22 protein-coding genes and 1 tRNA gene are annotated in these 25,335 nt (G+C 73.5%); 12 read left to right on the forward strand and 11 right to left on the reverse strand.

From position 1 onward, the window contains the following. Nucleotides 1-42: 42 nt before the first annotated feature. The 4 genes from mshC to ACH4ZA_RS16830 all read right to left on the reverse strand — a co-directional run bounded on the left by mshC (nt 43) and on the right by ACH4ZA_RS16830 (nt 3,597). Complete coding sequence (gene mshC / locus ACH4ZA_RS16815) at nt 43-1,272, reverse strand: cysteine--1-D-myo-inosityl 2-amino-2-deoxy-alpha-D-glucopyranoside ligase (protein WP_398430098.1); 1,230 nt, start codon at nt 1,270-1,272, stop codon at nt 43-45. A 138-nt stretch (nt 1,273-1,410) separates the two neighbouring features. After that, on the reverse strand, nt 1,411-2,244 hold the full coding sequence (locus ACH4ZA_RS16820) for an SCO1664 family protein (protein WP_398430100.1): 834 nt from the start codon (nt 2,242-2,244) through the stop codon (nt 1,411-1,413). Further along, nucleotides 2,208-2,798: a DUF3090 domain-containing protein gene (locus ACH4ZA_RS16825; protein ID WP_057579653.1), complete on the reverse strand. Its 591-nt coding sequence runs from the start codon at nt 2,796-2,798 to the stop codon at nt 2,208-2,210. The genes ACH4ZA_RS16820 and ACH4ZA_RS16825 overlap by 37 nt, the downstream gene beginning before the upstream one ends. 112 nt (nt 2,799-2,910) lie before the next feature. Then, nucleotides 2,911-3,597, reverse strand: a complete 687-nt coding sequence (locus ACH4ZA_RS16830; RefSeq protein ID WP_398430101.1) for a histidine phosphatase family protein — start codon at nt 3,595-3,597, stop codon at nt 2,911-2,913. Nucleotides 3,598-3,659: 62 nt separating this feature from the next. Between ACH4ZA_RS16830 and corA the strand changes: the two genes are divergently transcribed. Next, nucleotides 3,660-4,655, forward strand: coding sequence for a magnesium/cobalt transporter CorA (gene corA, locus ACH4ZA_RS16835; RefSeq protein WP_398430102.1), 996 nt, complete (start codon nt 3,660-3,662; stop codon nt 4,653-4,655). A 17-nt stretch (nt 4,656-4,672) separates the two neighbouring features. On the opposite strand, the gene ACH4ZA_RS16840 is transcribed toward corA, so the two are convergent. Further along, the gene (locus ACH4ZA_RS16840; protein ID WP_398430104.1) at nt 4,673-5,461 is read right to left on the reverse strand and encodes a ferritin-like domain-containing protein; all 789 of its coding nucleotides are present in this window, start codon (nt 5,459-5,461) and stop codon (nt 4,673-4,675) included. Nucleotides 5,462-5,697: 236 nt separating this feature from the next. Continuing rightward, nucleotides 5,698-6,753, reverse strand: a complete 1,056-nt coding sequence (locus ACH4ZA_RS16845; protein WP_398430106.1) for an LLM class F420-dependent oxidoreductase — start codon at nt 6,751-6,753, stop codon at nt 5,698-5,700. Between the two features lie 182 nt (nt 6,754-6,935). Here ACH4ZA_RS16845 and ACH4ZA_RS16850 point away from each other — a divergent pair, with 182 nt between their 5' ends. Then, nucleotides 6,936-7,922, forward strand: coding sequence for an aldo/keto reductase (locus tag ACH4ZA_RS16850; protein WP_398430108.1), 987 nt, complete (start codon nt 6,936-6,938; stop codon nt 7,920-7,922). Then, on the forward strand, nt 7,919-10,360 hold the full coding sequence (locus ACH4ZA_RS16855; protein ID WP_398430109.1) for a helix-hairpin-helix domain-containing protein: 2,442 nt from the start codon (nt 7,919-7,921) through the stop codon (nt 10,358-10,360). Before ACH4ZA_RS16850 ends, ACH4ZA_RS16855 begins: the two co-directional genes overlap by 4 nt. Before the next feature lie 77 nt (nt 10,361-10,437). Here the strand turns inward: ACH4ZA_RS16855 and ACH4ZA_RS16860 are convergent, their stop codons facing one another. Next, on the reverse strand, nt 10,438-11,118 hold the full coding sequence (locus tag ACH4ZA_RS16860; RefSeq protein WP_319279460.1) for a hypothetical protein: 681 nt from the start codon (nt 11,116-11,118) through the stop codon (nt 10,438-10,440). 47 nt (nt 11,119-11,165) lie between these two features. Between ACH4ZA_RS16860 and ACH4ZA_RS16865 the strand changes: the two genes are divergently transcribed. Then, nucleotides 11,166-11,354: a DUF5703 family protein gene (locus ACH4ZA_RS16865; RefSeq protein WP_319279459.1), complete on the forward strand. Its 189-nt coding sequence runs from the start codon at nt 11,166-11,168 to the stop codon at nt 11,352-11,354. A gap of 68 nt (nt 11,355-11,422) precedes the next feature. Here the strand turns inward: ACH4ZA_RS16865 and ACH4ZA_RS16870 are convergent, their stop codons facing one another. The 3 genes from ACH4ZA_RS16870 to ACH4ZA_RS16880 form a co-directional block, all read right to left on the reverse strand. Further along, the gene (locus tag ACH4ZA_RS16870; protein WP_398430111.1) at nt 11,423-12,238 is read right to left on the reverse strand and encodes a chaplin; all 816 of its coding nucleotides are present in this window, start codon (nt 12,236-12,238) and stop codon (nt 11,423-11,425) included. A gap of 117 nt (nt 12,239-12,355) precedes the next feature. Next, nucleotides 12,356-12,589 (reverse strand): chaplin ChpH, encoded by a 234-nt coding sequence (gene chpH, locus ACH4ZA_RS16875; protein ID WP_319166214.1) that lies wholly within the window; start codon nt 12,587-12,589, stop codon nt 12,356-12,358. 164 nt (nt 12,590-12,753) lie between these two features. After that, complete coding sequence (locus ACH4ZA_RS16880; RefSeq protein ID WP_319279457.1) at nt 12,754-14,082, reverse strand: M20/M25/M40 family metallo-hydrolase; 1,329 nt, start codon at nt 14,080-14,082, stop codon at nt 12,754-12,756. Nucleotides 14,083-14,287: 205 nt separating this feature from the next. Here ACH4ZA_RS16880 and ACH4ZA_RS16885 point away from each other — a divergent pair. The 4 genes from ACH4ZA_RS16885 (at nt 14,288) to ACH4ZA_RS16900 (ending at nt 20,511) form a co-directional block, all read left to right on the forward strand. Further along, a tRNA-Leu gene (locus ACH4ZA_RS16885) sits at nt 14,288-14,372 on the forward strand. Between the two features lie 328 nt (nt 14,373-14,700). After that, complete coding sequence (locus ACH4ZA_RS16890; protein ID WP_398430112.1) at nt 14,701-18,567, forward strand: Pls/PosA family non-ribosomal peptide synthetase; 3,867 nt, start codon at nt 14,701-14,703, stop codon at nt 18,565-18,567. Nucleotides 18,568-18,647: 80 nt separating this feature from the next. Next, nucleotides 18,648-20,000: a M1 family metallopeptidase gene (locus tag ACH4ZA_RS16895; protein WP_319279455.1), complete on the forward strand. Its 1,353-nt coding sequence runs from the start codon at nt 18,648-18,650 to the stop codon at nt 19,998-20,000. A gap of 94 nt (nt 20,001-20,094) precedes the next feature. Further along, entirely contained in the window at nt 20,095-20,511 is a 417-nt protein-coding gene (locus tag ACH4ZA_RS16900) for a YchJ family metal-binding protein (protein WP_319279454.1), read from the forward strand. An 18-nt stretch (nt 20,512-20,529) separates the two neighbouring features. Here ACH4ZA_RS16900 and ACH4ZA_RS16905 read toward each other — a convergent pair whose 3' ends face one another. After that, nucleotides 20,530-21,231, reverse strand: coding sequence for a FadR/GntR family transcriptional regulator (locus ACH4ZA_RS16905; RefSeq protein WP_307041373.1), 702 nt, complete (start codon nt 21,229-21,231; stop codon nt 20,530-20,532). Between the two features lie 143 nt (nt 21,232-21,374). Between ACH4ZA_RS16905 and ACH4ZA_RS16910 the strand changes: the two genes are divergently transcribed. The 4 genes from ACH4ZA_RS16910 (at nt 21,375) to ACH4ZA_RS16925 (ending at nt 25,259) form a co-directional block, all read left to right on the forward strand. Continuing rightward, on the forward strand, nt 21,375-21,899 hold the full coding sequence (locus ACH4ZA_RS16910) for a gluconokinase (RefSeq protein WP_398430113.1): 525 nt from the start codon (nt 21,375-21,377) through the stop codon (nt 21,897-21,899). Nucleotides 21,900-22,061: 162 nt separating this feature from the next. Continuing rightward, nucleotides 22,062-23,459, forward strand: a complete 1,398-nt coding sequence (locus ACH4ZA_RS16915) for a gluconate:H+ symporter (protein WP_398430114.1) — start codon at nt 22,062-22,064, stop codon at nt 23,457-23,459. Between the two features lie 2 nt (nt 23,460-23,461). Continuing rightward, complete coding sequence (locus ACH4ZA_RS16920) at nt 23,462-24,223, forward strand: SDR family oxidoreductase (RefSeq protein ID WP_398430115.1); 762 nt, start codon at nt 23,462-23,464, stop codon at nt 24,221-24,223. Nucleotides 24,224-24,239: 16 nt separating this feature from the next. Then, nucleotides 24,240-25,259, forward strand: a complete 1,020-nt coding sequence (locus tag ACH4ZA_RS16925; RefSeq protein WP_398430116.1) for an L-idonate 5-dehydrogenase — start codon at nt 24,240-24,242, stop codon at nt 25,257-25,259. The last annotated feature ends 76 nt before the right edge of the window (nt 25,260-25,335 follow it).

Genomic DNA, 25,335 nt, shown 5'->3' on the forward strand with positions numbered 1-25,335 from the left:
CCGCCCCTGTCGCCGTCCGGCAGGTGACCGGTTCCCTACGGGTTACAGCGCTACGCCCAGCAGGGCGTCCACCGCGCGGGAGACGACGCCGGGGGCGCCCATGTCGGTGCCGCCCTGCTCCTGCTGGAGCGCGGCCCAGCGGTCGACGGCGGCCAGCGCGGCGGGTGCGTCGAGGTCGTTCGCGAGGGCTTCCCGGATCTCGTCGACCAGGGCCTCGGCGGGCGGCCCGTCGGGCCGGGAGACGGCCGCGCGCCAGTGGCCGAGCCGTGCCTCGGCGTCCGCCAGGACCTGGTCGGTCCACTCCCAGTCGGCGCGGTAGTGGTGGGCGAGGAGGGTGAGGCGGATCGCGGCGGGGTCGACGCCGTCCTGGCGCAGCCGGGAGACGAAGACGAGGTTGCCGCGGGACTTCGACATCTTCTCGCCGTCGAGGGCGACCATGCCGGCGTGGACGTACGCCTTGGCCATCGGGAACTCGCCGGTCAGCGCCTGAGCGTGGGAGGCGCCCATCTCGTGGTGCGGGAAGGCGAGGTCGGAGCCGCCGCCCTGCACGTCGAAGCCCATCCCGAGGTGGTCCAGTGCGATGGCCACGCACTCGATGTGCCAGCCGGGGCGGCCCCGGCCGAGCGAGCCGCCGTCCCAGCTGGGCTCGCCCTCGCGGGCCGCCATCCACAGCATCGGGTCGAGCGGGTTCTTCTTGCCCGGGCGGTCCGGGTCGCCGCCGCGCTCGGCGGACAGCAGCCGCATGGCCGCCGCGTCCAGGTTCGAGACCTCGCCGAAGTGCGGGTCGGACTCGACGGAGAAGTAGACGTCGCCCTCGAGCTCGTAGGCGGCGCCCGCGTCGCGCAGCCGCTCGACGAGCGGGACGATGCCGGGTATCGCCTCGACGGCGCCTATGTAGTCCTGCGGCGGGAGCATCCGCAGCGCGGTCATGTCCTCGCGGAAGAGCGCCGTCTCCTTCTCGGCCAGGGCGGTCCAGTCGACGCCGTCGCGCTCGGCCCGCTCCAGCAGCGGGTCGTCGACGTCGGTCACGTTCTGGACGTAGTGAACCTGCCGCTTGGTGTCGAGCCACACGCGCTGAACGAGGTCGAACGCGTTGTAGGTCGCCGCGTGACCCATGTGGGTCGCGTCGTACGGCGTGATGCCGCAGACGTAGATACGGGCGACGGGACCGGGGGCGAGGGAGACCAGGCCGCCGGTCGCGGTGTCGTGGATCCTCAGGTCGCGGCCCTGACCAGGCAGGGCGGGGACCTCGGAAGCGGGCCAGGCATGCATGTCATGAGCCTAACCGGACGGCAGTTGCGGGTACGAACCGGAGCGGGCCGGATGGCCGGGAAGGCGTTCTTGTGCGATCCCGGCCGGTGTGCCCGGGCCGGCGCGTTCCGGACGGCGTCCCGCGAGGGCGGGGCGCGGCTACACGGGAGGCCAGGGGATCGCCGGCCAGTCGCCCGTCGGCTCGGGGTGGATGCCCGACTCCAGCAGCGCCTCGGTACGCGCGCGCGTGGCGTCGAGTTCGGCGGGGGTGATCAGCGCGGTCAGCGCGGTCGCCAGTCGGCCGGCCGGTTCCAGGGCGCTCTTGAGGGCCTTGAGAACGTCCAGGGCCTCGCCGCTCAGCGGCTCGCCCGCCCAGCCCCACAGCAGGGTGCGCAGCTTGTTCTCGGCGTTGAAGGCGACGCCGTGGTCGATGCCGTAGAGCCGGCCGTCGGCGGTGGGCAGCAGGTGGCCGCCCTTGCGGTCGGCGTTGTTGATCACCGCGTCGAGGACGGCGAGCCGTCTGAGCCGTTCGTCGTCGGCGTGCACCAGCAGCGCGGTGCGGCCCTCGCCGACCTCGGCGAATCCGACGGCCTTCCAGCCCGGCCCGGGCTCCTGCGCGTCCACGAGGGCGAGCAGCTCTGCCTCCGGCGCCGTCTCGATCCACAGCTGGCACATGCCCTCGCCGTACGGTCCCTCCCGCAGCACGGTCGGCGGCACGAGGCCCCAGCCGGTGACCTCGGAGACCTCGTAGGCGGCCACCTCGCGGCCGGCGAGGGTGCCGTCCGGGAAGTCCCAGAGCGGCCGCTCGCCGGCGACGGGCTTGTAGACGCAGGCGGCCTCCCGGCCCTCGTGGGAGACGGTGCAGTACAGGGCCGCGTTCGAGGCCTCACGGATGCGTCCGCGCACGGTGAGCTCCCCGTGCGCGAGGAGTGCGGCGGTCGCGGGGTCGGTGGTGGTCACGCCCCCCGGCGGTATCCGTTCTGGCGCGGACATACGTGTCCTTCCGGGTCGAGCGGCAGGCTGCACAGCGGGCACGGCGGACGGCCGGCGTTGACGACGTCGAGGGCGCGCTTGGCGAAGGCCCTCGCCTGGGAGCCGCTGAGCCGGACCCGCAGCATCGGCGGTCCGTTCTCCTCGTCCTGCAGGAGTTTCTCCTCGGCCTCCGCGAGGTCCTCCTCGGAGTCCGCCTCGAGTTCCACCAGGGCCTGCGCCTCGACGATCATGCGCTGTTCCTCGCCGTCCCAGGCAAGGGCCATGGTGCCGACCCGGAACTCCTCCTCGATGGGGGTGTCGAGGGGCGCCGTGTCGGTGTTCTCGGCGGGCGACACGGCGGGCACCGCGGCGCTGCCGCCGCTGCGCCGCACGACCTCGTCCAGCAGTTCGTCCATGCGCTCGGCGAGTGCGGCGACCTGGGTCTTCTCCAGGGCCACGCTGGTCACCCGGGTACCGGCGGTGGCCTGGAGGAAGAAAGTGCGGCGCCCGGGCAGTCCGACCGTACCGGCCACGAAGCGGTCCGGCGGGTCGTAGAGGAACACCTGACGGGACACGTCCTGATCTCCATGGGAATCGAGGGTCGTCGTGGGTCGGGGAGGCGGATGAGGATCGTCCGTGCGGGTAGGCGCGCCTACACGAACCGCTTCACCCTACTGCGGCCGACGATCACGGTGCGCCCGCACCGCCCCCGACCGTGGCCTCCCCGGTCGGCGGCTCCTCGCGCGGTGCGAGGGAGGCGAGGTCGCCGGTGTCGCCGAGACGCACGAGGAAGGGGCGCAGCCGGGTGTAACGGATCGCGGTGACGGAACACGGTTCGACGGAGATCCGCTGGAAGAGGTCGAGATGAAGTCCGAGAGCGTCCGCCACGAGCGACTTGATGACGTCGCCGTGCGAGCACATCAGATAGACGGCGTCGGCGCCGTGGTCGCGCTCCACGCGCGCGTTCCACTCGCGGACCGCCTCCGCGGCGCGGGTCTGCATGGCCCGCAGCGACTCGCCGCCGGGGAAGGCGGCGGCGGAGGGGTGCGACTGCACGACCTCCATCAGCGGCTCGTCCATCAGCTCGGCGAGTTTGCGGCCGGACCAGTCGCCGTAGTGGCACTCCCCGATCCGCTCGTCGGTGTGCGCGCGCAGGCCGGGGCGGGCGTCGAGGAGGGGCCGGATCGTCTCCTGGCAGCGCTGCAGGGGGCTCGCGACGACTTCCGCGAGGGGCAGCGCCGCGAGCCTTCCGGGCAGCGCCGCGGCCTGTGCGGCGCCGCGCTCGTCGAGGGCGACTCCCGGCGTCCAGCCGGCGAGCACGGCGGAGGTGTTGGCGGTGGACCGGCCGTGCCGGACGAGGATCAGCGTGGGCATGCGGCCCAGGGTAGGCGTACGCGCGCGTGTGCCGGCGAGGGTGCGAGGGGAGAATGCGACGCGTGATCGTCGACTGTGCCATCTACCGTGACGGGCGCCGTGCCGAGGGCCCGCAGGACTTCTCCGACGCCGTGGACGAGGCGCGTTCCGCGGGCGGGTTCGTCTGGATCGGGCTGCACGAGCCCACCGAGAAGGAGTTCGACCACGTCACCCAGGAGTTCGGGCTGCATCCGCTGGCCGTCGAGGACGCGCTGAAGGCCCACCAGCGGCCCAAGCTGGAGGTCTACGACGACTCCCTGTTCCTGGTGTTCAAGCCGGTCGTCTACGAGGCGGAGAGCGACACCGTCTCCTCCGGCGAGGTGATGGTGTTCCTGGGCGACTCCTTCCTGGTGACCGTCCGGCACGGCGACGGCGCCCCGCTGGCCGCCGTGCGGCGCCGGCTGGAGGACGAGCCGGAACTGCTCGCCGAGGGGCCGACGTCGGTCGTGTACGCGATCGCCGACGCCACCGTGGACCACTACCTGGACGTGGCGACGGAGCTGCAGACCGACCTGGAGGAGCTGGAGACGGAGGTGTTCTCGCCGGACGGGGGCGGTTCGCGGAACACGGCGTCGCGGATCTACACCTTCAAACGGCAGATCCTGGAGTTCCGCCGGGCGACCGGCCCGCTGGGGCCGCCGCTGAGCCGGCTGGCCGGCACGGGCGCGTACGGTTCGGGCGTGCCGTTCGTGAACGACAGGGCGCGGCCCTTCTTCCGTGACGTGCACGACCACCTGACGCGCGTGAACGAGTCCGTGGAGGGCCTGGACCGGCTGGTGACGGACATCCTGTCGGCGCATCTGGCGCAGATGAGCGTCCGGCAGAACGACGACATGCGCAAGATCTCGGCGTGGGCGGCGATGGCCGCCGTGCCCACGATGATCGCGGGGATCTACGGCATGAACTTCGAGCACATGCCGGAACTGCACTGGGTGTGGTCGTATCCGGCGGTCATCGCGGTGATGGGCGTGCTCGAGGTGCTCTTGTTCCGGTTGTTCAAGCGGCGCGGCTGGCTGTAGCCGGACGGCCGCACGGCTCAGGCGAACTCGGCGGCGGTGGTCGCAGAGCCGCCGAGCGCGTCACGGCGCTCGGGCATCTCCAGGGACACCATGCGCCGCCAGCCGACGACCCGCTCCCACGCGTACACGGCGTGAATGCCGGCCGCGAGGACGGCCGCCTTCGCCTTCGGCCAGCCGAGGAGCCGGCCCATGTGGTCCATGACGGCCAGGCTGACGTCCCGGTAGACGCGGATCTCGGCGAGCGCGCAGGCGCGCAGGGTGCGCTGGATGGCGCGGCCGTGGCCCGCGCGGGCGAAGCGCAGCAGTTCCTCGTGGCAGTAGGCGAGGTGGTTGTCCTCGTCGTTCGAGATCATCTTCACGGCGCGGCCGAGGTCGGGGTGGTCGGCGAAGTGCCTGCGCAGCAGTTCCATCTGCTCGGAGGCGCGCTGCTCGGTGACCCGGCTGTGGGCGAGGTAGGTGACGATGTCCGGCACGCTCAGCGGCTCGTCCGCGCTGAGCCGGTCGTGGGCGAGACCGATGCCGCGGCGCTCCAGCAGCATCGTGTAGTCGGTCTCCGGCGGCACGGGCACGGGGTCCAGACCGCGCCTGCGCATCAGGGCGTTGAAGATCCGCCCGTGCTTGTCCTCGTCGGCGCCGTGGCGGGCGATCCGGGGGGCGAGATCGCGTTCGCCCGGCGGGACGAGCGCGGCGATCCGGGCGTTCTCCCAGCCGCCCTGCGACTCCCCGCCGGCGGCGATGGAGCAGAACAGCGCGAAGGACCGGTCGTTGTCGATGATCTCCTGGAACAGACTCCTGGCCGAAAGCACTCGTCGCTCACCTCTCCGCATGGCGCGTGTTTTCGCGACATTCCGTGAGAAACGAGTCAAATGCGGCGACTGCGACGGTGCAACAGCTGTGCCGGACGGCTCCGCCGAACGGGGGATCCGGGGAGTCGGCGCGCAGGCGTAACCACGCGGGCCCGGGCGCGTTGTTCCCCGTGACGGCCGTGGCGGGGAAGACACCCCGAGCCCCCACCACGGCCGCTGACATTCCCGGCGGGCGGCTATCCGAGGCCGGCGATCTCCAGGGCACGGGAGCCCGCCCGCAGCGAGGCGAGGCGTTCCTCCAGGGTGAATCCGGCGGGCGCCAGGGTGAGGGTGGTGACGCCGGCCGCCGCGTAGGCCTTCATGCGGTCGGCGATCCGCTCCACCGAGCCCAGCAGGGTGGTCTGGTCGATCAGCCGGTGCGGGACGGCGGCCGCCGCGCCCTGCTTGTCTCCGGCCAGGTACTTGTCCTGGATCTCGGCCGCCGCCTGCTCGTAGCCCATGCGCTGGGCGAGCTGGTTGTAGAAGTTCTGCTTGCGGCTGCCCATGCCGCCGACGTACAGCGCGGTGTAGGGGCGGAAGGTGTCGGCGAGGCGCTCGACGTCCTTGTCCTCGCCGAGCGCGAGCGGCAGCGTGGGGCAGACGTCGAAGCCGTCGAGGGTCTTGCCGGCCTTCTCCCGGCCGGCCCGCAGATGGGTGATCGCGGTGTCCTCGAGGTGGTCCGCCGACGGGAAGATCAGCAGCGCTCCGTCGGCGATCTCGCCGGTCTGCTCGAGGTTCTTCGGGCCGATCGCGGCGATGTACAGGGGGATGTGCTCGCGCTCCGGGTGCACGGTCAGCTTGATCGGCTTGCCCGGTCCGCCGGGCAGCGGCAGCGTCCAGTGCGCGCCCTCGTACGACAGCCGCTCACGCGTCATGGCCTTGCGGACGATCTCGACGTACTCGCGCGTACGGGACAGCGGCTTGTCGAACTTGACGCCGTACCAGCCCTCGGAGACCTGCGGTCCGGAGACGCCGAGGCCGAGCCGGAAGCGGCCGCCGGACAGGGAGTCGAGGGTGGCGGCGGTCATCGCGGTCATCGCGGGCTGACGTGCCGGGATCTGGAAGATGGCCGAGCCGACGTCGATCCGCTCGGTCTGCGCGGCGACCCAGGTGAGCACGGTGGCCGCGTCCGATCCGTAGGCCTCGGCGGCCCAGCAGACGGCGTACCCGAGGCGGTCGGCCTCCTGGGCGACGGCGAGGTTGTCGCCGTCCATTCCGGCACCCCAGTAGCCGAGGTTGATCCCGAGCTGCATGGCCGATCCCCTTACTCATCAGTAACGACGCTGTTCCGCAGACCTTAGCGCGACGAGGTCCGGCCCGGGTCGCCCGGAGCCCGCGAGGGCCGCCGCCTGCGGGGACCCGGCCGCCCCGGACCGGAGATCCGGTTGTCCACAGGCAACCCACTGCCCAGTTCTGGCCAGTAATCTCGGCGTCCATGGAGCAGAGGCATCTCGGCCGCACCGGCCTGCGCGTGTCCCGTATCGGGCTCGGCACCCTGACCTGGGGCCGCGACACCGACGAGCACGACGCCGCGGACGTCATGAAGACGTTCTGGGAGGCGGGCGGGACCCTCGTCGACACGGCCGACGTGTACGGGGACGGGGACGCCGAGTACCTGCTCGGGCGGGTCATGGAAGGGCTGGTGCCGCGCCGGGACCTGATCATCTCGACCAAGGCGGGCAGCGTGCCCGACCCGGACCGCCGGTTCGACGGTTCGCGCGGTCACCTCCTCGCGGCCCTCGACGCCTCACTGGCCCGGCTCGGCACGGACTACGTCGACCTGTGGCAGGTGCACGCCTTCGACCCGGACACCCCGCTGGAGGAGACACTGCAGGCCCTTGACATCGCCGTCGCCAGCGGTCGCGCCCGGTACGCCGGAGTCTCCAACTTCTGCGGCTGGCAGCTCGCCAAGGCGGCCACCTGGCAGCTCGCCGCGCCGGGCACGCGCACCCGGCTCGCGGCGACGCAGATGGAGTACTCGCTGCTGCAGCGCGGCATCGAGCGCGAGGTGCTGCCCGCCGCGCTGGACCTGGGCATCGGGCTGCTGCCCTCCTCCCCGCTGGGGCGCGGCGTGCTCACCGGAAAGTACCGCGGCGACGCCCTGCCGCCGGACTCACGGGGCGCCTCGGACCACTTCGGGCTCTTCGTGGAGCCGTACCTCGACGACACCGCGAGCCGCGTCGTGGACGCCGTGTCGACCGCCGCGGACGGGCTGGCGGTGACGCCGCTGCAGGTCGCCCTCGCCTGGGTCCGCGACCGTCCGGGGGTGGCCGCCCCGATCGTCGGCGCGCGCAACGCGCAGCAGCTCACGGCGGCATTGTCAGTGGAGGCGCTTAGTCTTCCTGACGAGATCTGCCGGGCGCTCGACGATGTGTCGGCGCCCGTGCACCGCTATCCCGATCACGACTGGAGCACGCTGTGAGCACGGAGCCGGAGCCGCGGGACACGACGGAGAACACCGGACCGGGGACACCGCGGAGCACCGGAGCCCCCACCGCACCGGACGCCGCCGTAACGGCGGAGTCGCCCGCAGCCGGTCCCGCCGCCTCAGCCGTCGAGGGGACGGACGGCAACGAACCGGAAGCCGCAGGCGCGGAGGCAGCGGAGGCGGAGACCGCAGGCGCGGAGGCCGTGGGCACGGGGGCGGAAGCGGAGACCGCCGGCGCGCAGGGTGCGGGTGCGGAGGCTGCGGGTGGCGAGACCGGTGGCGTGGCGGCGGACGGGGAGGGCGCGGCTTCGGGGGCCGCGGACGGCGGTGACGGGCAGGCAGCCGGGCAGATCTCCGAGGCACAGGCCGAGCTGGCCGCGCAGAAGCTCGAGCGGGAGCGGATCGAGCGGCGGAAGGCCGAGAAGGCCGCGCCCATCGCCGCGGGGGCCAAGCTCAGCGGGACGGCCGCCGACCTGCTGGCGGCCGTCCGCGCGGTGGAGGGCGGCGCGAAGCCGGCGGCCACCGTCTTCGACGACCCGCAGGCCGCTCCGCGCCGAGCGGCCCAGGAGCCGGTGCGCCGCGCGCAGCAGGCTCCCGCCGAGGCCGCCGGACCGCCGGCGCCGGACGCCGTCGCGGGCGTGCGCCGCGCGCTGGCCGACGGCGGTGCGCCCGAGGTGCTCGCGCCGCAGACCGCCGCCGCACTCGGCGAGGGCGCCGAGCACCTGCTGCGCGAGGACCCGTGGCAACTGCTGCGCGTCCCCGGGGTACGCCCCGAGCAGGCCGACGGGTTCGCGCGGACGCTGCTGGGCCCGGACTGCGCCCCCGACGACGAGCGGCGCGGCCGCGCGGTCACGGTGTGGCTGCTGGAGCAGGCCGCCCTGGCCGGTCACACCGCCCTGGACCTGCCGGCGCTCACCACGGCCCTCGGCCGCCACGCCGTGCCGGACGCGCAGACGGCCGTGCAGAACACGCTGGCCGAGGGTGAGGCGCTCGCCTTCCAGGACGCCCTGGACGCGCCGGGCGCCGAGCGGCCGGCGTCGGCGGCGGGCCCGGCATCGGGGGGAGCGGCCGACGAGGGCGGGGCGGACGAGGACAGCCGGCCGGTTCGTGTCCTCGTCGGACTGGAGCGTCACGCGCTCGCGGAGGAGAGCCTCGCCGACGCGCTGGCCCGCGTGATCAACTCGCCGGCGAAGGACTCCGCCGCTGTGTGGGAGCCGGCGGCGGCCGCCGCGACCGGCAGCGCGGCCGAGCTGATCCGCGCCGTCGCCGCCAACGGCCTGGTGCTGCACACCGGCGGCGAGGCCGCCCGCGCCGAACCGGCCGCGCTGCTCGCCGCGGCCCGGGGGCTGGGCCTGCGCGCGGTCGCGGCCTGCCACACACCCGACGGACGACGCCGCCTCACCGCTCTCCTCGACGAGCAGGGCGGCACGGCGGACGCCGCGGGCGACGACTCGGGTGACGGCGCGGTCGTGACCGTCCGCGGTCTGCTCTCGGGCGCCGAGGGGCCCGGCCGGGACGCCGAGGGCGCGTTCGCGCTCGACCTGCTGATCCTGCTCGACGCGCCGCAACTCGACGTGGAGAGCGCCGCGATGCTGGCGGAGTCGCTGCCCGACGGGGCGCGGCTGGTGCTCAGCGGGGATCCGGGCGTGCTGTGGTCCGCGGGCCCGGGGCGGGTCTTCGCCGATCTGCTCGCGGCGCGCGTGAGTCCGCAGATCGCCTCGCGGACCCCTGATCCGGGTCCGATCGGGGAGCTCGTCTCCGGCGTGGGCATCGGTGAGCTGAACCAGGTCGACGCGCCCGGCAAGGAGGTCGTCGTCGTGCCGGTGCGGGACGCCAGGGAGGCCGTGCACCGGACCGTGCAGCTGCTGGCCGAGTCGGTGCCGCGCGCCTTCGGGATCACGCCCGAGGAGGCCGTGGTGATCACCCCGGGCCACGGCGGCGCGGCCGGTACGCGCGCGCTCAACGCCGCGCTGAAAGAACGGCTCAATCCGGGCCCCGGCCGCTTCGGCGGGTTCGACCCCGGCGACCGGGTCGTCCACTCCCCCGTGCCGGGCCGTGCGGTGCCGGGCCGGGTGGTGACGGCCGACGCCGAGGGTCTGCATCTCTCCTGTGCCGAGGGCTCCGTCGTCGTCCCGAGAGAGCGGGTGGAGCAGGCCGTGCGTCATGGATGGGCGCTGACCGCGCACCAGGCGGTGGGCAGCCGCTGGCCCGCGGCGGTCGTGGTGCTGCCCGGGGACGCCGGGCAGGTCCTCTCCCGCCCCTGGGTGTACACGGCCTTCGGCCGGGCGGAGCGCCATCTCTCCGTGGTGCACGGCGTCGAGCAGGCCCTGGCGCGGGCCGTGGCCGAGGTCCCGGCGAAGCCCCGTACCACCCGGCTGCCGGTGCTGCTGCGCACCCAGGTCCCGGCGGCCGCCGAGCAGACCCCGGTCTGACACGGACGGCGGCGGCCGCCCAGGGGTGCCCCTGGGCGGCCGCCGCCGGTTACGTCACGGAAGCAGCCTGCTGCCGGTCAGCGATCCGCGTCGAGCGTCTCCAGCTCCTCGTCCTCCTCCAGCCCGTCCACGAGATCGTCGTCGGCGTCGTCGTCGAGGTCGTCGAAGACCGAGCTGACGTCGAAGCGGCAGATCACGCTGCCCGGGTCGGGCTGGTCGAACGGCGTCTCCAGCCACTCGCCCGGGTCTGCCGGGTCGTCGGCGGCCAGCACCCACAGCGTCGAGTCGGCCTCCTCGAGGCCGAACTCCTTGTGCCGGGAGGCGATCTCGTCCGGTTCGAACTCGCCGAACAGGATGCCCAGCGCGCCGTGCACGGTGGCCGAGACCTCGGTGCCCGTGCCCTCGTCCTCCGCCGCTTCCACCCGCTGCGCCTGCGCCATCAGCCGCTGCGGCTCCGCGACGGCGTAGTCGCGGCGGATGAGCACGCTCAGGGCGTTGGGCTCCTCGGGACCCGCGTACGGCGGCAGGGAGTCCTCCGCGCCGGGGATCTCGAAGGGCGTGACCTCGTCGTAGCGGTCGTAGAGCAGTTCGTCGTAGACCTCGGCGGCCGCGGCCAGCTCGTTGAACGCCTCGTAGACGGCCGGGTCGTCCTCTCCCGTCCTGCGTTCGACCGCGGCCAGGTGGCGGTCGAGCGCGGTCTTGACCGCCTCGGCGGCGGCGCGTACCTCGGCAGCGGTGGGCTGCGCAGCATCAGACATAGTGCAGACGCTATCCGTACCGGGCCCCAGCCCGCACAATAGATGCGATGCCGGAATACGAATTTGTCAACGTGTACGTACCGCGCGGGGTCTCCCGCAAGGAGGCGACACGGCTGCTGACCGACCACGCCGAGTACGGACACTGGGAGTTGGACCGCCTGAGCCTGCTGCGCGACGGCAGTCGCCGGGTGCGGCTGCGCCGGCGGATCATTCGTCAGGCGCGGGCCACATGGTGAGCTGAGACGACGAGACGGAGCGGGCCCCGCCATGGCGGGGCCCGCTCCGTCGTGAGCGCCGGGACGCCTCACGCCGAGGGGCGCGCCTTGCGGTAGAGCACCGCGCCGGCGAGCAGTGCGCCCGCGCCGACCGGCACCGCGAGGCCCATCGGCAGGCCGCTTCCGGTGTGCGCGAGCTGCGGCGCGTGGAGGGCGGGCCCGTGCACGGACGAGTCGCCGACCGGCGTCGCATGACCCGGGGTGCTCGGCCTCTCGGGTGCGGACGGAGTGGACTCGCCCGGGCCCTCCGGCTTGCCGGGGCCGTGGTGTCCGGGCTTGCCCGGCGTCTCGTGGCCGCGGGACGGGGGCCGCTGCGGGCCGCTGCCGTTGGCGCAGTCGTTGCCCATCGACGGGTTGAGGATGCCGACGACGTCCACGCTGTTGCCGCACACGTTCACCGGCACGTCGACGGGGACCTGGACGTGGTTGCCCGAGCCGACACCGGGCGATCCGCCGGTGTGGCCGCCCGCGTGGGCGCCGCCGGAGCCGCCGTGCGCGCCGGAGCCGCCGTGGTGACCGCCGCCGTGGCCGCCGCCCTGGTGGCCTGCCTGGCCGCCGCCGCGGCCCTGGTGGTCGCCGTAGCCGTGGGACTTCCCGCCGCCGCCCTTGTTGGCGCACGAGTTGCCGAAGGCCGGGTTGAGCGCGCCGATGACGTCCACGGTGTTGCCGCAGACGTTGACGGGCACGTTGACCGGCGCCTGCACCGTGTTGCCCGACAGGACGCCGGGCGAGTCGGTGGCGGCGCCGTACGCGCCGGAGTCGGCGTGGGCGTAGCCGCCGGCGGCAGCGATCACCCCCGTCGCCGCCGCCACGGTCATGAGGCTTTTACGGGTGGCCTGTCGCATTGCTGAATCCCTGCTTTCGCTCTCGGCTTTTCCATGGGGAAAAAGACCGGTCGGCCCCGGAGCACATGGCGTGCGCTCCGGGGCCGACGGTGTGGACGACCCCTCAGCGGGTCGACGTCAGTTGTTGATGCAGGTGTTGCCGAAGGCGGGGTTCAGCAGCCCGATCACCGAGATCGTGTTGCCGCAGACGTTCACCGGGACGTGCACGGGAACCTGAACGACGTTGCCGGACAGGACGCCCGGGGAGTGCACCGCGGCACCCTGAGCGCCCGCGTCGGCGACGGCCATGCCCGCGCCCGCGAGAACCAGCCCACCAGTGGCAGCCGCAGCAGCGACGACCTTCTTGATCATTATTCCTCCTTGTAGGCAAAGCGACCCCGTGCAGCGGATCGCATCACCAGTAACGAGGCGGAATTAGTGGGGCTACGCGCTTATCGGCGCATTCACTCTTCCCAGTCCGTTCCGCACAGGCGGCCGATTTCCCTCACCGAGGGAATCTCGTGCCGCCCGGACGTTCAGCACGCGTCGATGAAACGGTCGAGCACCCTCACTCCGAAGCGCAGGCCGTCCACCGGCACCCGCTCGTCCACGCCGTGGAACATGCCGGCGAAGTCGAGCTCCGGAGGCAGTTTGAGCGGGGCGAAACCGAATCCGCGGATGCCGAGGTCGTCGAAGGACTTGGCGTCGGTGCCGCCGGAGAGCATGTAGGGGACGGCCTTGGCGGTGGGGTCCTCGGCGAGCAGCGAGGACTGCATGGCGTCGACGAGCGCCCCGTCGAAGGACGTCTCCAGGGCCTTGTCCGAGTGCACGTCCTCGCGGCGCACGTTCGGGCCGAGGATCCGGTCCAGGTCGGCGAGGAACTCGTCCTCGTAGCCAGGCAGGAACCGCCCGTCGACGTGCGCGGTGGCCTCCCCCGGGATGACGTTGACCTTGTAGCCGGCGCCCAGCTGGGTCGGGTTGGCGGTGTTGCTGAGCGTCGCGCCGATCAGCTTGGCGATGCCGCCGAGCCTGGCCAGGGTCGCCTGCATGTCCTCGGGGTCCAGCGGGGTGCCCAGGGCGTCGCCGAGCTCGTCGAGGAAGGCCCGGGTCGTCTTGGTGACCCGTACCGGGAAGGTGTGCCGGCCGAGCCGGGCGACGGCCTCGGACAGCTCGGTGATGGCGTTGTCCCGGTGGATCATCGAGCCGTGTCCGGCGGTGCCGGCCACGGTCAGCTTCATCCAGTGCATGCCCTTCTCGGCCGTCTGGACGAGGTACAGCCGCCGCTCCTCGCTCACGGTGAACGAGAACCCGCCCACCTCGCTGATCGCCTCGGTGACGCCCTCGAACAGGTCGGGATGGCGGTCGACGAGGTGCCGGGCGCCGTACGTGCCGCCGGCCTCCTCGTCGGCGAGGAACGCGAGCACGATGTCGCGGGGCGGCCGGCGCCCGGAGCGCAGCCGGTCGCGGACGACCGCCAGCGTCATCGCGTCCATGTCCTTCATGTCGACCGCGCCCCGGCCCCACACGCACCCGTCCGCGACCTCGCCGGAGAAGGGGTGGTGGGTCCAGTCGGCGGCGTTGGCCGGGACGACGTCGAGGTGGCCGTGGATGAGCAGTGCGGGCCTGGAGGGGTCCTCGCCGGCGATCCGGGCCACGGTGGAGGCCCGGCCCGGGTGCGACTCGAAGATCCTGGGCTCCAGGCCCACCTCGGCGAGCTTCTCTGCGACCCACTCGGCCGCCTTGCGCTCGCCGGGACCGGAGTGGTCGCCGTAGTTGCTGGTGTCGATCCGGATCAGGTCGCGGCAGAGGTCCACGACCTCGTCCTCGCCGGTGACGCTGCTGGCATGGTCGTCCGTCGCGCTCACGCTGCTTCCTCCCGCTGTCACTGCTGGTGGGTCCCGCTCATCCTCCCCCGCCCGCGGGTCCGCGCCCAAGAGCGGTCCCGGCCCGACACGGACCGTTCACGCGGGCACGGTCCGCCGCCGTCCGCCGGCTGTGATCGGGCACCCGGGAAAGCCTGGTAATGTTTACGACGTCGCCGCGAGGGAAACCCCGCACGACAGACACCTTGTCCGGGTGGCGGAATGGCAGACGCGCTAGCTTGAGGTGCTAGTGCCCTTTATCGGGCGTGGGGGTTCAAGTCCCCCCTCGGACACAGCAGCGAAGAGGGTGGTTCCGGCCGTTGGCCGGGCCGCCCTCTTCGCGTTCTGCGGCCCCGTCGGCACCCCTCCCGGGCGCTCCGCGAGCCTCTTCCCGGCCGATGTGGGGCACATCTCTCCGACCTGTGGGACGTGCAGGTCGGAGGCCTGCGAACGATCTTCCCCGGTACGCCGGACGGTCTCCCCGAGTGGCCGCCGCAAGCCGACGAGCCTAGCTTCGTACTAAAATTTCCGGCTTGTTACGGAGCTGGACCGGACAACCCCAGGCAGACCTGCGGGCCCGCCGGCGCCCCGGAGGCTTCCGGGTTCGAGACGCGAGGACCGATGGCAGCCATTCACGAGAGCAGCGCTCTCGGCCTGCTCGACGAAGAAATCCACGCTCGACTCGGTGACACCGCCCGCTTCTCCGGCGGTCCCGCCGCATCTGCGCGCACCCTCGTCGACGTCTTCGACGCGTCCGTGCGGTCGTTCCCGAACGAACTCGCCCTGGACGACGGCAGCACGCCGCTGACCTACCGTGCTCTCGCCGTCGAGGTGGACAGGCTCCGGCGCCGGCTCGCCGCGGCCGGGGTCGGGCTCGGCGACCGGGTGGGCGTGCGCGTGCCCTCCGGCACCAACGACCTGTACGTCGCGATCCTGGCCGTCCTCGCCGTCGGCGCGGCCTATGTGCCGGTGGACGCCGAGGACCCCGACGAGCGGGCCGAGCTGGTCTTCGGGGAGGCGGACGTGCGGGCGGTGGTCAGCGCCGGGCACACGATCGCCGTCCACGGCGGGTCGGGCGCGGCCGCCGGCCGCCCCGGCGCCGGGCACGACGCCTGGATCATCTTCACCTCCGGCTCGACCGGGAAGCCCAAGGGCGTCGCCGTCAGTCACCGCAGCGCCGCCGCGTTCGTGGACGCCGAGGCCGCGCTGTTCCTCACCGAGGAGCCGATCGGACCCGGCGACCGGGTGATGGCCGGGCTGTCGGTGGCGTTCGACGCCTCCTGCGAGGAGATGTGGCTGGCCTGGCGGTACGGGGCCTGTCTGGTCCCGGTGCCGCGCTCCCAGGTGCGCAGCGGCGCCGACCTCGGGCCCTGGCTGGTCGAGCAGGAGATCACGGTGGTCTCCACCGTGCCGACGCTGGCCGCGCTGTGGGAGCCCGAGACGCTCAACGACGTACGACTGCTGATCTTCGGTGGCGAGGCCTGCCCGCCGGAGCTCGTGCAGCGGCTGGTGACCGAGGGCCGGGAGGTGTGGAACACCTACGGGCCGACCGAGGCGACCGTGGTGGCCTGCGCCTCGCTGATGTCCGGCGAGGAGCCGGTCCGCATCGGACTGCCGCTGCGGGGCTGGGAGCTGGCCGTCGTGGACGAGGCCGGCGAACCGGTGCCGATGGGCGGCAGCGGGCAGCTGGTGATCGGCGGGGTCGGGCTCGCCCGGTACCTCGACGCCGAGAAGGACGCGGAGAAGTACGCGCCGCTGACGTCGCTGGGCTGGGACCGGGCGTACCGCAGCGGTGACCTGGTGCGCGCCGACGCCGACGGGCTCGTCTTCCTCGGCCGGGCCGACGAGCAGATCAAACTCGGCGGGCGGCGCATCGAACTGGGCGAGGTGGACGCGGCGCTGCAGGCGCTGCCGGGGGTCGCGGGGGCCGCGGCGGCCGTGCGCACCGCCCGCAGCGGCAACCAGCTTCTCGTGGGGTACGTCGTCGTCCAGGAGGGCTGGGACCAGGCGGCGGCCGTGCGACGGCTGCGCGCCGAGCTGCCCGCGGCCCTGGTGCCGCTGCTCGCGCCGGTCGACGACCTGCCGACCCGGACGTCCGGGAAGGTGGACCGCAACGCGCTGCCCTGGCCCCTGGAGGGGCTGGAGACCGGCGGCAGGACCGAGCAGCTGTACGGCACGGAGGCCTGGCTCGCCGAGCAGTGGACGGAGGTGCTCGGCATCCCCGTCTCCGGCGCCCGCGACGACTTCTTCGCGATCGGCGGCAGCAGCCTGGCCGCCGCTCAGCTCACCACGCGGCTGCGCACCCGGTATCCGAGCGCGGCCGTCCTCGACGTCTACCAGCAGCCGACGCTGCGCAAGCTGGCCCGCCACCTGGAGGAGTCCGCGCAGGACGACGGCGCCGCCCGTGTCGTCGCGCCGGTGCCGGTGCGCGCCAAGGTGATCCAGCTGCTGCTCCTCCTCCCGCTGTTCACGCTGCTGGGGCTGCGCTGGACGGTGCCGCTGGCCCTGGTGGGCAATCTGCTGCCGATGTACTCCTGGCTGCCGACCGCCCCCTGGTGGCTGGTCGTGAGCGGCGCTCTGCTGTTGTTCAGCCCGCCCGGGCGGCTCGCGATCGCGGCCGGCGGTGCGCGGCTGCTGCTGCGCGGGGTGCGGCCCGGGCGGTACGCGCGCGGCGGCGGCGTCCATCTGCGGCTGTGGACGGCGGAGCGGCTGGCCGAGTTCAGCGGGGCGACCTCGCTGACCGGGTCCTGGCTGGAGCGGTACGCGCGGGCGCTGGGCGCCAAGGTCGGGCCGGACGTGGATCTGCACTCGCTGCCGCCGGTCACCGGCATGCTCAAGCTGGGGCGGGGCGCGGCCGTCGAGTCCGAGGTGGACCTGTCGGGCCACTGGCTGGACGGGGACCGGCTCGAGATCGGGCCCGTCAAGGTGGGTGCGCACGCGGTCGTCGGCACGCGCAGCATGCTGTTCCCGGGGGCCCGGGTCGGCAAGCGGGCCGAGGTGGCGCCGGGTTCCGCGGTCACCGGTCAGGTCCCCACCGGTCAGCGCTGGGCGGGCGCTCCGGCGGCCAAGCTCGGCAAGGCCAAGCGCAACTGGCCCAAGGAGCGGCCGGCGCGGGGCACGTACTGGCGCTTCATGTACGGCCTGACCGGATTCGCGCTGACCGCGCTTCCGGTGCTGGCGGGCAGCGCGGCGCTGCTGGTGGCGGGCCTGTTCGTACGGCCCGGCGACGGACTCGCCGCCGCGCTGGCGGGTGCGGCGCTCGCCCTCGTCCCGGCGACCCTCGCCTTCGGCGCGGCGTACGCGGCGCTGCTGCTGGCGGCCGTGCGGTCGCTGAGCCTGGGGCTGCGTGAGGGCACGCACCCCACGCACAGCCGGACGGGCTGGCAGGCCTGGACGGTCACGCAGCTCATGGACCGCTCGCGGGAGACCCTGTTCCCGCTGTACGCCGGGCTGGTCACGCCGGTGTGGCTGCGGCTGCTCGGGATGCGGATCGGCAAGGGCGCCGAGGTCTCCACCGTGCTCGCGCTGCCCAGTCTGACCACGGTCGGCGAGGGCGCGTTCCTCGCCGACGACACGCTGACCGCGCCGTACGAGCTCGGCGGCGGCTGGATGCGGATCGGGCGCGCGGAGATCGGGCGGCGGGCGTTCCTCGGCAACTCGGGGATGACCGCGCCGGGGCGCAGCGTGCCGGACGGCGGTCTGGTGGGCGTGCTGTCGGCGACGCCGAAGAAGGCGAAGAAGGGCAGCTCGTATCTGGGGCTGCCGCCGGTGAAGCTGCCGCGGAACACCACGGACGGTGACCGGAGCCGGACCTACGAGCCGCCTGCGCGGCTGCTGTGGGCGCGCGCGCTGGTGGAGCTGTGCAGGATCGTGCCGGTGTTCTGCTCGGCCGGGCTGGCCGTCCTGACGGTGGCGGCGCTGTGCGCGCTCGGCGTCTGGGCGCCGCTGCTGTCGGGGCTCGTGCTGCTCGGGGCGGGGGGCGCGGCGGCCCTCGTCTCGGTGGTCGCCAAATGGCTGCTGGTCGGCCGGCACCGCAGCGGCGAGCACCCGCTGTGGAGCGGGTTCGTGTGGCGCAACGAGCTGGCGGACACGTTCGTCGAGGTGGTGGCGGTGCCGTGGCTGGCCGGTGCGGTGCCGGGGACGCCGGTGATGACGGCGTGGCTGCGCGGGCTCGGCGCGCGGATCGGGACCGGCGCGTGGGTGGAGAGCTACTGGCTGCCGGAGTCGGATCTGGTCACCCTCGAGGACGCCGTGACGGTCAACCGCGGGTGCGTCCTGCAGACTCACCTCTTCCACGACCGGATCTTGCGGACGGATACTGTGGTCCTCCGTGAGGGCGCCACGCTGGGCCCTGGCGGGATCGTGCTGCCCGGCAGCACGGTCGGGGCCCGGACGACCCTGGGTCCCGCGTCGCTCGTCATGGCCGCGGAGTCCGTCCCGGACGACACCCGCTGGCTCGGCAACCCGATCGAGGCATGGCGTCCCTGAGGACGGGCTACTCGGAGCCGGAGCGCGGCGACGCACCCGCGGCGGGCGGTTCGAGCACAGGGCAGGGAGCGGACGGGGAAGTGGCAGTTCAGCAGTCGGTCGGGCCGGACCCGTATTTCCCGGCCAACGGTGACTCCCGGTACCGGGTGCACCGCTACGAGCTCACGCTGGACTACCGGCCGGGCCCGAACCGGCTGTCGGGCGCGGCCCGGATCAACGCGATCGCGGGGCGGTCGGCGCTGGCCGAGTTCCAGTTGAACCTGGCCGACTTCAAGATCGGCCGGGTCCGGGTGGACGGTCGTCCGGCGCACTACACGCACCGGGGCGGCCGGCTTCGGGTCCGGCCGGCCAAGCCGGTGCGCGCCGGGGCCGCCTTCACGGTGGAGGTGCAGTGGTCGGGCAACCCCAAGCCGGTGCCCAGCCCCTGGGGCGGTATCGGCTGGGAGGAGCTGGACGACGGGGCGCTGGTGGCGAGCCAGCCCGTGGGGGCGCCGTCCTGGTACCCGTGCAACGACCGTCCGGCGGACAAGGCGTCGTACCTGATATCGGTCACGACGCCGTCGGCGTACTCGGTGGTGGCGGGCGGGCGGCTGCTGACGCGGACCACGAAGGCGTCGACGACCACGTGGGTGTACGAGCAGTCGGCGCCGACGTCGAGTTATCTGATCGGGCTGTCCATCGGCAAGTACCAGACGGTCCTGCTGGGCGACCCGGGGCTCGGCGGCGTCCCCCAGCACGGGCACATCCCGGCGCGGCTGCTGCCGGAGTTCTCGCGGGACTTCGCACGCCAGCCCGGCATGATGCACCTCTTCCAACAGCTCTTCGGCCCCTACCCGTTCGACGAGTACGCGGTGGTCGTGACGGAGGAGGAGCTCGACGTCCCCGTGGAGGCGCAGGGGTTGTCGCTGTTCGGCGCCAACCACGTGGACGGGGCGCGGGGTTCGGAGCGGCTGGTGGCGCACGAGCTGGCGCACCAGTGGTTCGGCAACAGCGTGTCGATCGCCGACTGGCGGCACATCTGGCTGAACGAGGGCTTCGCGAAGTACGCGGAGTGGCTGTGGTCGGAGCGGTCGGGCGGCCGCAGCGCGCAGCAACTCGCCGCCGCCGCGCACCGGTTGCTGGCGACGCGGCCGCAGGACCTGCGGCTGGCCGATCCGGGGCGCAAGTCGATGTTCGACGACCGGCTCTACGAGCGGGGCGGTCTCGCCGTGCACGCCGTGCGCTGTGCGCTGGGCGACGAGGCGTTCTTCCACATGGTGCGGGCCTGGCTGGGGGTGCACCGGGGCGGGTCGGTGACCACGGCGACGTTCGCCGCGCACGCCGCCCGGTTCGCGTCCGAACCGCTGGACGAGCTGTTCGCGGCCTGGGTGTACGGGACGGCGCTGCCGCCGTTGCCGACGCCGTCGGCGCAGCGCGGCGCGGCATCGGCCTGACCGCCGGGCCGGGCCGGTGACACGTCCGCGGGAGGGCGGGGGCGGCCGGAGGGGGACGTCGGGGGGAGGGTGGGCGGGCGGGCACAATGGGGTCATGGCCCGACGTTCCGCGCGCCCGCGGCAGCGCGCTTCTGCCGCCGTCCCCGCCGTCTGCCCGTGCGGTCGTCCCGCACCGTACGAGGCGTGCTGCGGCCGCTATCACGGGGGCGCCGCAACCGCGCCGACCGCCGAGGCGCTGATGCGGTCGCGCTACAGCGCGTTCGTCCTGGGCGAGGCGGGCTATCTGCTGCGGACGTGGCATCCGCGGACGCGCCCGGAGCGGCTGGAGCTCGATCCCGGGACGCGGTGGACGGGCCTGGAGGTGCTCGCCGTGTCCGACGGGAGTGCGTTCCACCCGACGGGGACGGTGGAGTTCCGCGCGAACCACCGGGGCGGCTCGCTGCACGAGCGCAGCCGCTTCGAGCGGGTGGACGGGGACTGGGCGTACGTGGACGGGGAATTCCCGGCGTGACGCCGGGCGCCGGCCGCGTCAGGGGGCCAGGATGTCCAGTTCGTGGAGGGCGCCGACGGTGATCTCGCGGGTGAGCCGTTCCGCGCGGGCCGCGTCCCCGGCCCGGACCGCCTCCGCGACCTGGACGTGCAGGGTGACGGCGGCCGGGTCGGGGTCCTCGAACATGACCTCGTGATGGGTGCGGCCGGCCAGGACCTCCGCGACGACGTCGCCGAGGCGGGCGAACATCTCGTTGCCCGAGGCGGCGAGGATCACCCGGTGAAAGGCCATGTCGTGGACCAGGTAGCCCTCCAGCCGGTGGCCGCGTGAGTGGGCCACCATGCCGAGCGCGCACTCGGTGAGCTCGGCGCACTGCTCCGCCGTGGCGTGGCGTGCGGCCAGACCCGCCGCGACCGGCTCGATCGCCGAGCGCAGCACGGTGAGCGAGCGCAGCTGGTGCGGGCGGTCGGCGCCGGCCAGCCGCCAGCGGATGACCTGCGGGTCGTAGACGTTCCATGCGGACCTGGGGCGGACCGTCACGCCCACCCGGCGGCGGGACTCGACCAGGTCCATGGACTCCAGGACGCGGACCGCCTCGCGCATCACCGACCGGGAGACGTCGAAGCGCTGGGCGAGCTCGTCGGTGCGCAGGACGCTGCCGGGCGGGTACTCGCCCGCCGTGATCGCGGGCCCCAGGGCGTCCAGGACACGGCCGTGAAGCCCCCGGTCCGGAGTGGTCATGCACTCAGCGTACGGGGTAGATCACCGAGCCAAAAAGTCAGACTTATTTGGCACAGGGTCTTGTAATAGTCCTACGTAATCGGCTTCAGTGTCGTCGGCGGCGTCCACCGGCGCCGGATGTCGAGGAAGACAGCGAGGCAGAGATGCGTACCCCGCACGTCGTCGTGGTGATGGGCGTCGCCGGCACGGGCAAGACCACCATCGGCCCCCTGCTCGCCGCCCGGCTGGGCGTCCCCTACGCCGAGGGCGACGACTTCCACCCGCCGGCCAACATCGCCAGGATGTCCGCCGGCACCCCGCTCGGCGACGACGACCGGTGGCCGTGGCTCGACGCCATCGGGGCCTGGGCGAACGAGCGGGCGGGGCTCGGCGGAGTGGTCAGCTGCTCGGCGCTCAAGCGGTCGTACCGCGACCGGCTCAGGGCCGCCGCCCCCGCCGTCGTCTTCGTCCATCTGGCGGGCGACCGGTCGCTGATCGAGGACCGCATGGCGCAACGGCGCGGTCACTTCATGCCGACGGCCCTGCTGGACTCCCAGTTCGCCACGCTCCAGCCCCTCGACGCGGACGAGGCCGGAGTCGTCGTGGACGTCGCCGGCTCCCCGGAGACCATCGCCGGACGGGCGGCGACGGCGCTGACCGCGCTCGCGCTCGCCGACCCCGTGGACTGAGCCCTCCGTCCGGCCCACCCCCGCCGGACGGTCCCGCCGGCCGGCCTTCGTCGCCGGCGCTCGCCGCCTCGCACCGGAGCTTCCCTCCGGCGTCAGCCGTGCGCCCGCGGTCCCGCTCTCCCCACCCCGCCCTCCCCTCCCCTACCTGACAAGGGAACCCCCGTGACCAGACTCAGTGTCGAGACGCTGGCAGCGGATGCCGTCGAGCCGATCACCTCGGCCGGCCATGCACAGCTGGGCTTCGCCGTACTGGCGGGCATCGCCGTGATCGTCCTGCTCATCACCGCGTTCAAGCTCCACGCCTTCCTGGCGCTGACCATCGGCTCGCTCGCGCTGGGAGCGTTCGCCGGGGCGCCGCTCGACAAGACCATCGCCTCGTTCACCACGGGTCTCGGCGCCACCGTGGCGGGGGTGGGCGTGCTGATCGCGCTGGGCGCGATCCTCGGCAAGATGCTCGCCGACTCCGGCGGCGCCGACCAGATCGTGGACACGATCCTCGCCAGGGCGGGCGGCCGCTCGATGCCCTGGGCGATGGTCCTGATCGCCTCGGTGATCGGTCTGCCGCTGTTCTTCGAGGTCGGCGTGGTGCTGCTGATTCCGGTGGTGCTGATGGTCGCCAAGCGCGGCAACTACTCGCTCATGCGGATCGGCATTCCGGCGCTGGCCGGCCTGTCGGTGATGCACGGGCTCGTCCCGCCGCACCCCGGTCCGCTGGTCGCGATCGACGCGGTCGGCGCGAATCTGGGCGTGACGCTGGCGCTCGGCGTGCTGGTGGCCATACCGACGGTCGTCGTCGCCGGGCCGCTGTTCTCGCGGGTCGCCGCACGCTGGGTGGACGTCCCCGCCCCCGAGCGCATGATCCCTCAGCGCCCCTCCGAGGACCTGGAGAAGCGGCCCGGGTTCGGCGCCACCCTCGCCACCATCCTGCTGCCCGTCGTGCTCATGCTGTCCAAGGCGCTGGTCGACATCGTGGTGGACGACCCCGAGCACACCGTGCAACGCGTCTTCGACGTCGTCGGGTCGCCGCTGATCGCGCTGCTCACGGCCGTGATCGTCGGCATCTTCACTCTGCTGAGGCCCGCCGGGTTCGCCAAGGACCGGATCTCCGGGCTGGTCGAGAAGGGCCTCGCGCCCATCGCGGGCATCCTGCTCATCGTCGGCGCGGGCGGCGGCTTCAAGCAGACGCTGATCGACTGCGGCGTGGGCCGGATGGTGCTGGAGATCTCCGAGGACTGGTCCGTCCCCGCCCTGCTGCTGGCCTGGCTGATCGCCGTGGCGATCCGGCTGGCGACCGGTTCGGCGACCGTGGCGACGATCTCGGCGGCGGGCCTGGTCGCACCGCTCGCGGCGGACATGTCGACGACGCACACCGCCCTGCTGGTGCTGGTCATCGGCGCGGGCTCGCTCTTCTTCAGCCATGTCAACGACGCCGGGTTCTGGCTGGTGAAGGAGTACTTCGGACTGACGGTGGGCCAGAACGTGAAGACCTGGTCGGTCATGGAGACGATCATCTCGGTGGTCGCGGGCGGGCTCGTCATGCTCCTCTCGCTGGTGGTCTAGCCATGGTGAGCCATCCTCTCTTCGACATCAGCGGCCGGACGGCCCTGGTCACCGGCTCCAGCCGGGGCATCGGCCTCGCCCTGGCCCGGGGTCTGGCCGAGGCCGGCTGCACGGTCGTCCTCAACGGGCGTGACGAGGAACGTCTCGAACGGGCCGCCGCAGGACTCCCGGGCGCGGTGCACACCGCCGCGTTCGACGTCACCGACGGGCCCTCGGTGCGGGCCGGGATCGCCGACGTCGAGGACCGGGTCGGTCCGCTGGACGTCCTCGTCAACAACGCGGGCATGCAACTGCGCGCCCCGCTCCTGGAGTTCGCCGACTCCGACTGGCACCGGGTGCTGGACGCGAACGTCACCAGCGCCTTCCTGGTGGGCCGGGAGGCGGCCCGGGGAATGACCCGACGCGGCCACGGCAAGATCATCAACATCTGCTCCCTGCAGAGCGAGGTGGTCCGTCCCGGCATCGCGCCCTACGCGGCCGCCAAGGGCGCGCTGAAGATGCTCACCAAGGGCATGTGCGCCGACTGGGGCCCGCGCGGCGTGCAGGTCAACGGCCTCGGCCCGGGCTACATCGAGACCGAGCTGACCAGGCCCCTCGTGGAGGACGAGGAGTTCAGCGCCTGGGTGCGCCGGCGCACCCCGGCCGGACGGTGGGGCCGCACCGAGGACCTGGTGGGCGGGGTGCTGTTCCTCGCCTCCCCCGCGGCGGACTTCGTCGGCGGACAGGTGCTGTACGTCGACGGCGGTATGACGAGCGTGCTGTGAAAGGGCGTGACGACGAATGCCGGCATGTGTGATCCACGGTCCGGGCGACCTGCGGGTCGAGGAGCGGGCGGCTCCCACACCGGGGCCCGGCGAGGTGCTGGTCGCCGTCCGTTACGGCGGGATCTGCGGCTCCGACCTGCACTACTGGCGGCACGGCGGGGTGGGCGACTTCCGGCTGCGGGAGCCGCTGGTGCCGGGGCACGAAGTCGTCGGCGCCGCGTCGAGCGGGCCGCTCGCCGGCGCCGCGGTCGCCGTGCACCCCGCCACGCCGTGCGGGGTCTGCCCCGAGTGCGCGGACGGGCGGCGGCAGGTCTGCCGGGACACCCGCTACCTCGGCAGCGCGGCCCGGACACCGCACGTCCAGGGAGGCTTCGCGGCCGAGATCGCCGTCCCCGCCGACCAGGTACGGCCGCTTCCGCAAGGGCTGCCACTGCGTCGGGCCGTGCTCGCCGAGCCGTTGTCGGTGGCGCTGCACGCGGTGCGCCGGGCCGGTGCGGTGTCCGGACGGCGGGTGCTGGTGACCGGCACCGGGCCCATCGGCACCCTGGTGGTCGCGGCGGCGAAGGCGGCGGGCGCGGCCCACGTCACGGTGACCGACCTGCTGCCCGCCGCGCTCGGGTACGCGCGCGCCGCGGGCGCCGACGTGGTCGTCCGGGCCGACGATCCGGCCGATCCCGGGTGGCCGTCGGAGACGGACCCGGCGGTGGACGTGGCGGTGGAGGCTTCCGGGACCGCCGCCGGACTGGAGTGCTGTCTGCGGCTGGTGCGCCGCGGCGGGGTCGTCGTGCAGCTCGGCATGCTGCCGCCGGGGAAGAGCCCGTTTCCGGGGAACCTGCTGGTCAGCCGGGAGATCGAGCTGCGCGGGGCGTTCCGTTTCGACACCGAGTTCGACGACGCGCTCCGGCTGCTGGCCGCCGAGCCCGCGTTCGACGCGCTGGTCAGCGCGGTCGTTCCGGTACGGGAGGCGGAGTCGGCGTTCACGCTGGCGGCGGACCGCAGCCGCTCCTGCAAGGTGCTGCTGGACTTCGGCGGCTGACCGGCGGACCCGGGGGACGCCTCCAGGGGGGCCTCGCCGCCGGGGACAGGGCTCGCCTCCGGGGCGGGCCTGGTCT

It is taken from the genome of Streptomyces sp. NPDC020597 (assembly GCF_044335095.1).
In the GTDB taxonomy this organism is placed as follows: domain Bacteria; phylum Actinomycetota; class Actinomycetes; order Streptomycetales; family Streptomycetaceae; genus Streptomyces.

Coding starts and splice junctions, on each gene's coding strand:
- ACH4ZA_RS16925 (WP_398430116.1), top strand. CDS start 24,240: ATGCCGGCATGTGTGATCCACGGTCCGGGCGACCTGCGGGTCGAGGAG.
- ACH4ZA_RS16890 (WP_398430112.1), top strand. CDS start 14,701: ATGGCAGCCATTCACGAGAGCAGCGCTCTCGGCCTGCTCGACGAAGAA.
- ACH4ZA_RS16865 (WP_319279459.1), top strand. CDS start 11,166: ATGCCGGAATACGAATTTGTCAACGTGTACGTACCGCGCGGGGTCTCC.
- ACH4ZA_RS16905 (WP_307041373.1), bottom strand. CDS start 21,231: ATGACCACTCCGGACCGGGGGCTTCACGGCCGTGTCCTGGACGCCCTG.
- ACH4ZA_RS16845 (WP_398430106.1), bottom strand. CDS start 6,753: ATGCAGCTCGGGATCAACCTCGGCTACTGGGGTGCCGGAATGGACGGC.
- ACH4ZA_RS16900 (WP_319279454.1), top strand. CDS start 20,095: ATGGCCCGACGTTCCGCGCGCCCGCGGCAGCGCGCTTCTGCCGCCGTC.
- mshC (WP_398430098.1), bottom strand. CDS start 1,272: ATGCATGCCTGGCCCGCTTCCGAGGTCCCCGCCCTGCCTGGTCAGGGC.
- chpH (WP_319166214.1), bottom strand. CDS start 12,589: ATGATCAAGAAGGTCGTCGCTGCTGCGGCTGCCACTGGTGGGCTGGTT.
- ACH4ZA_RS16910 (WP_398430113.1), top strand. CDS start 21,375: ATGCGTACCCCGCACGTCGTCGTGGTGATGGGCGTCGCCGGCACGGGC.
- ACH4ZA_RS16850 (WP_398430108.1), top strand. CDS start 6,936: ATGGAGCAGAGGCATCTCGGCCGCACCGGCCTGCGCGTGTCCCGTATC.
- ACH4ZA_RS16920 (WP_398430115.1), top strand. CDS start 23,462: ATGGTGAGCCATCCTCTCTTCGACATCAGCGGCCGGACGGCCCTGGTC.
- ACH4ZA_RS16820 (WP_398430100.1), bottom strand. CDS start 2,244: ATGTCCGCGCCAGAACGGATACCGCCGGGGGGCGTGACCACCACCGAC.
- ACH4ZA_RS16860 (WP_319279460.1), bottom strand. CDS start 11,118: ATGTCTGATGCTGCGCAGCCCACCGCTGCCGAGGTACGCGCCGCCGCC.
- ACH4ZA_RS16870 (WP_398430111.1), bottom strand. CDS start 12,238: ATGCGACAGGCCACCCGTAAAAGCCTCATGACCGTGGCGGCGGCGACG.
- ACH4ZA_RS16830 (WP_398430101.1), bottom strand. CDS start 3,597: ATGCCCACGCTGATCCTCGTCCGGCACGGCCGGTCCACCGCCAACACC.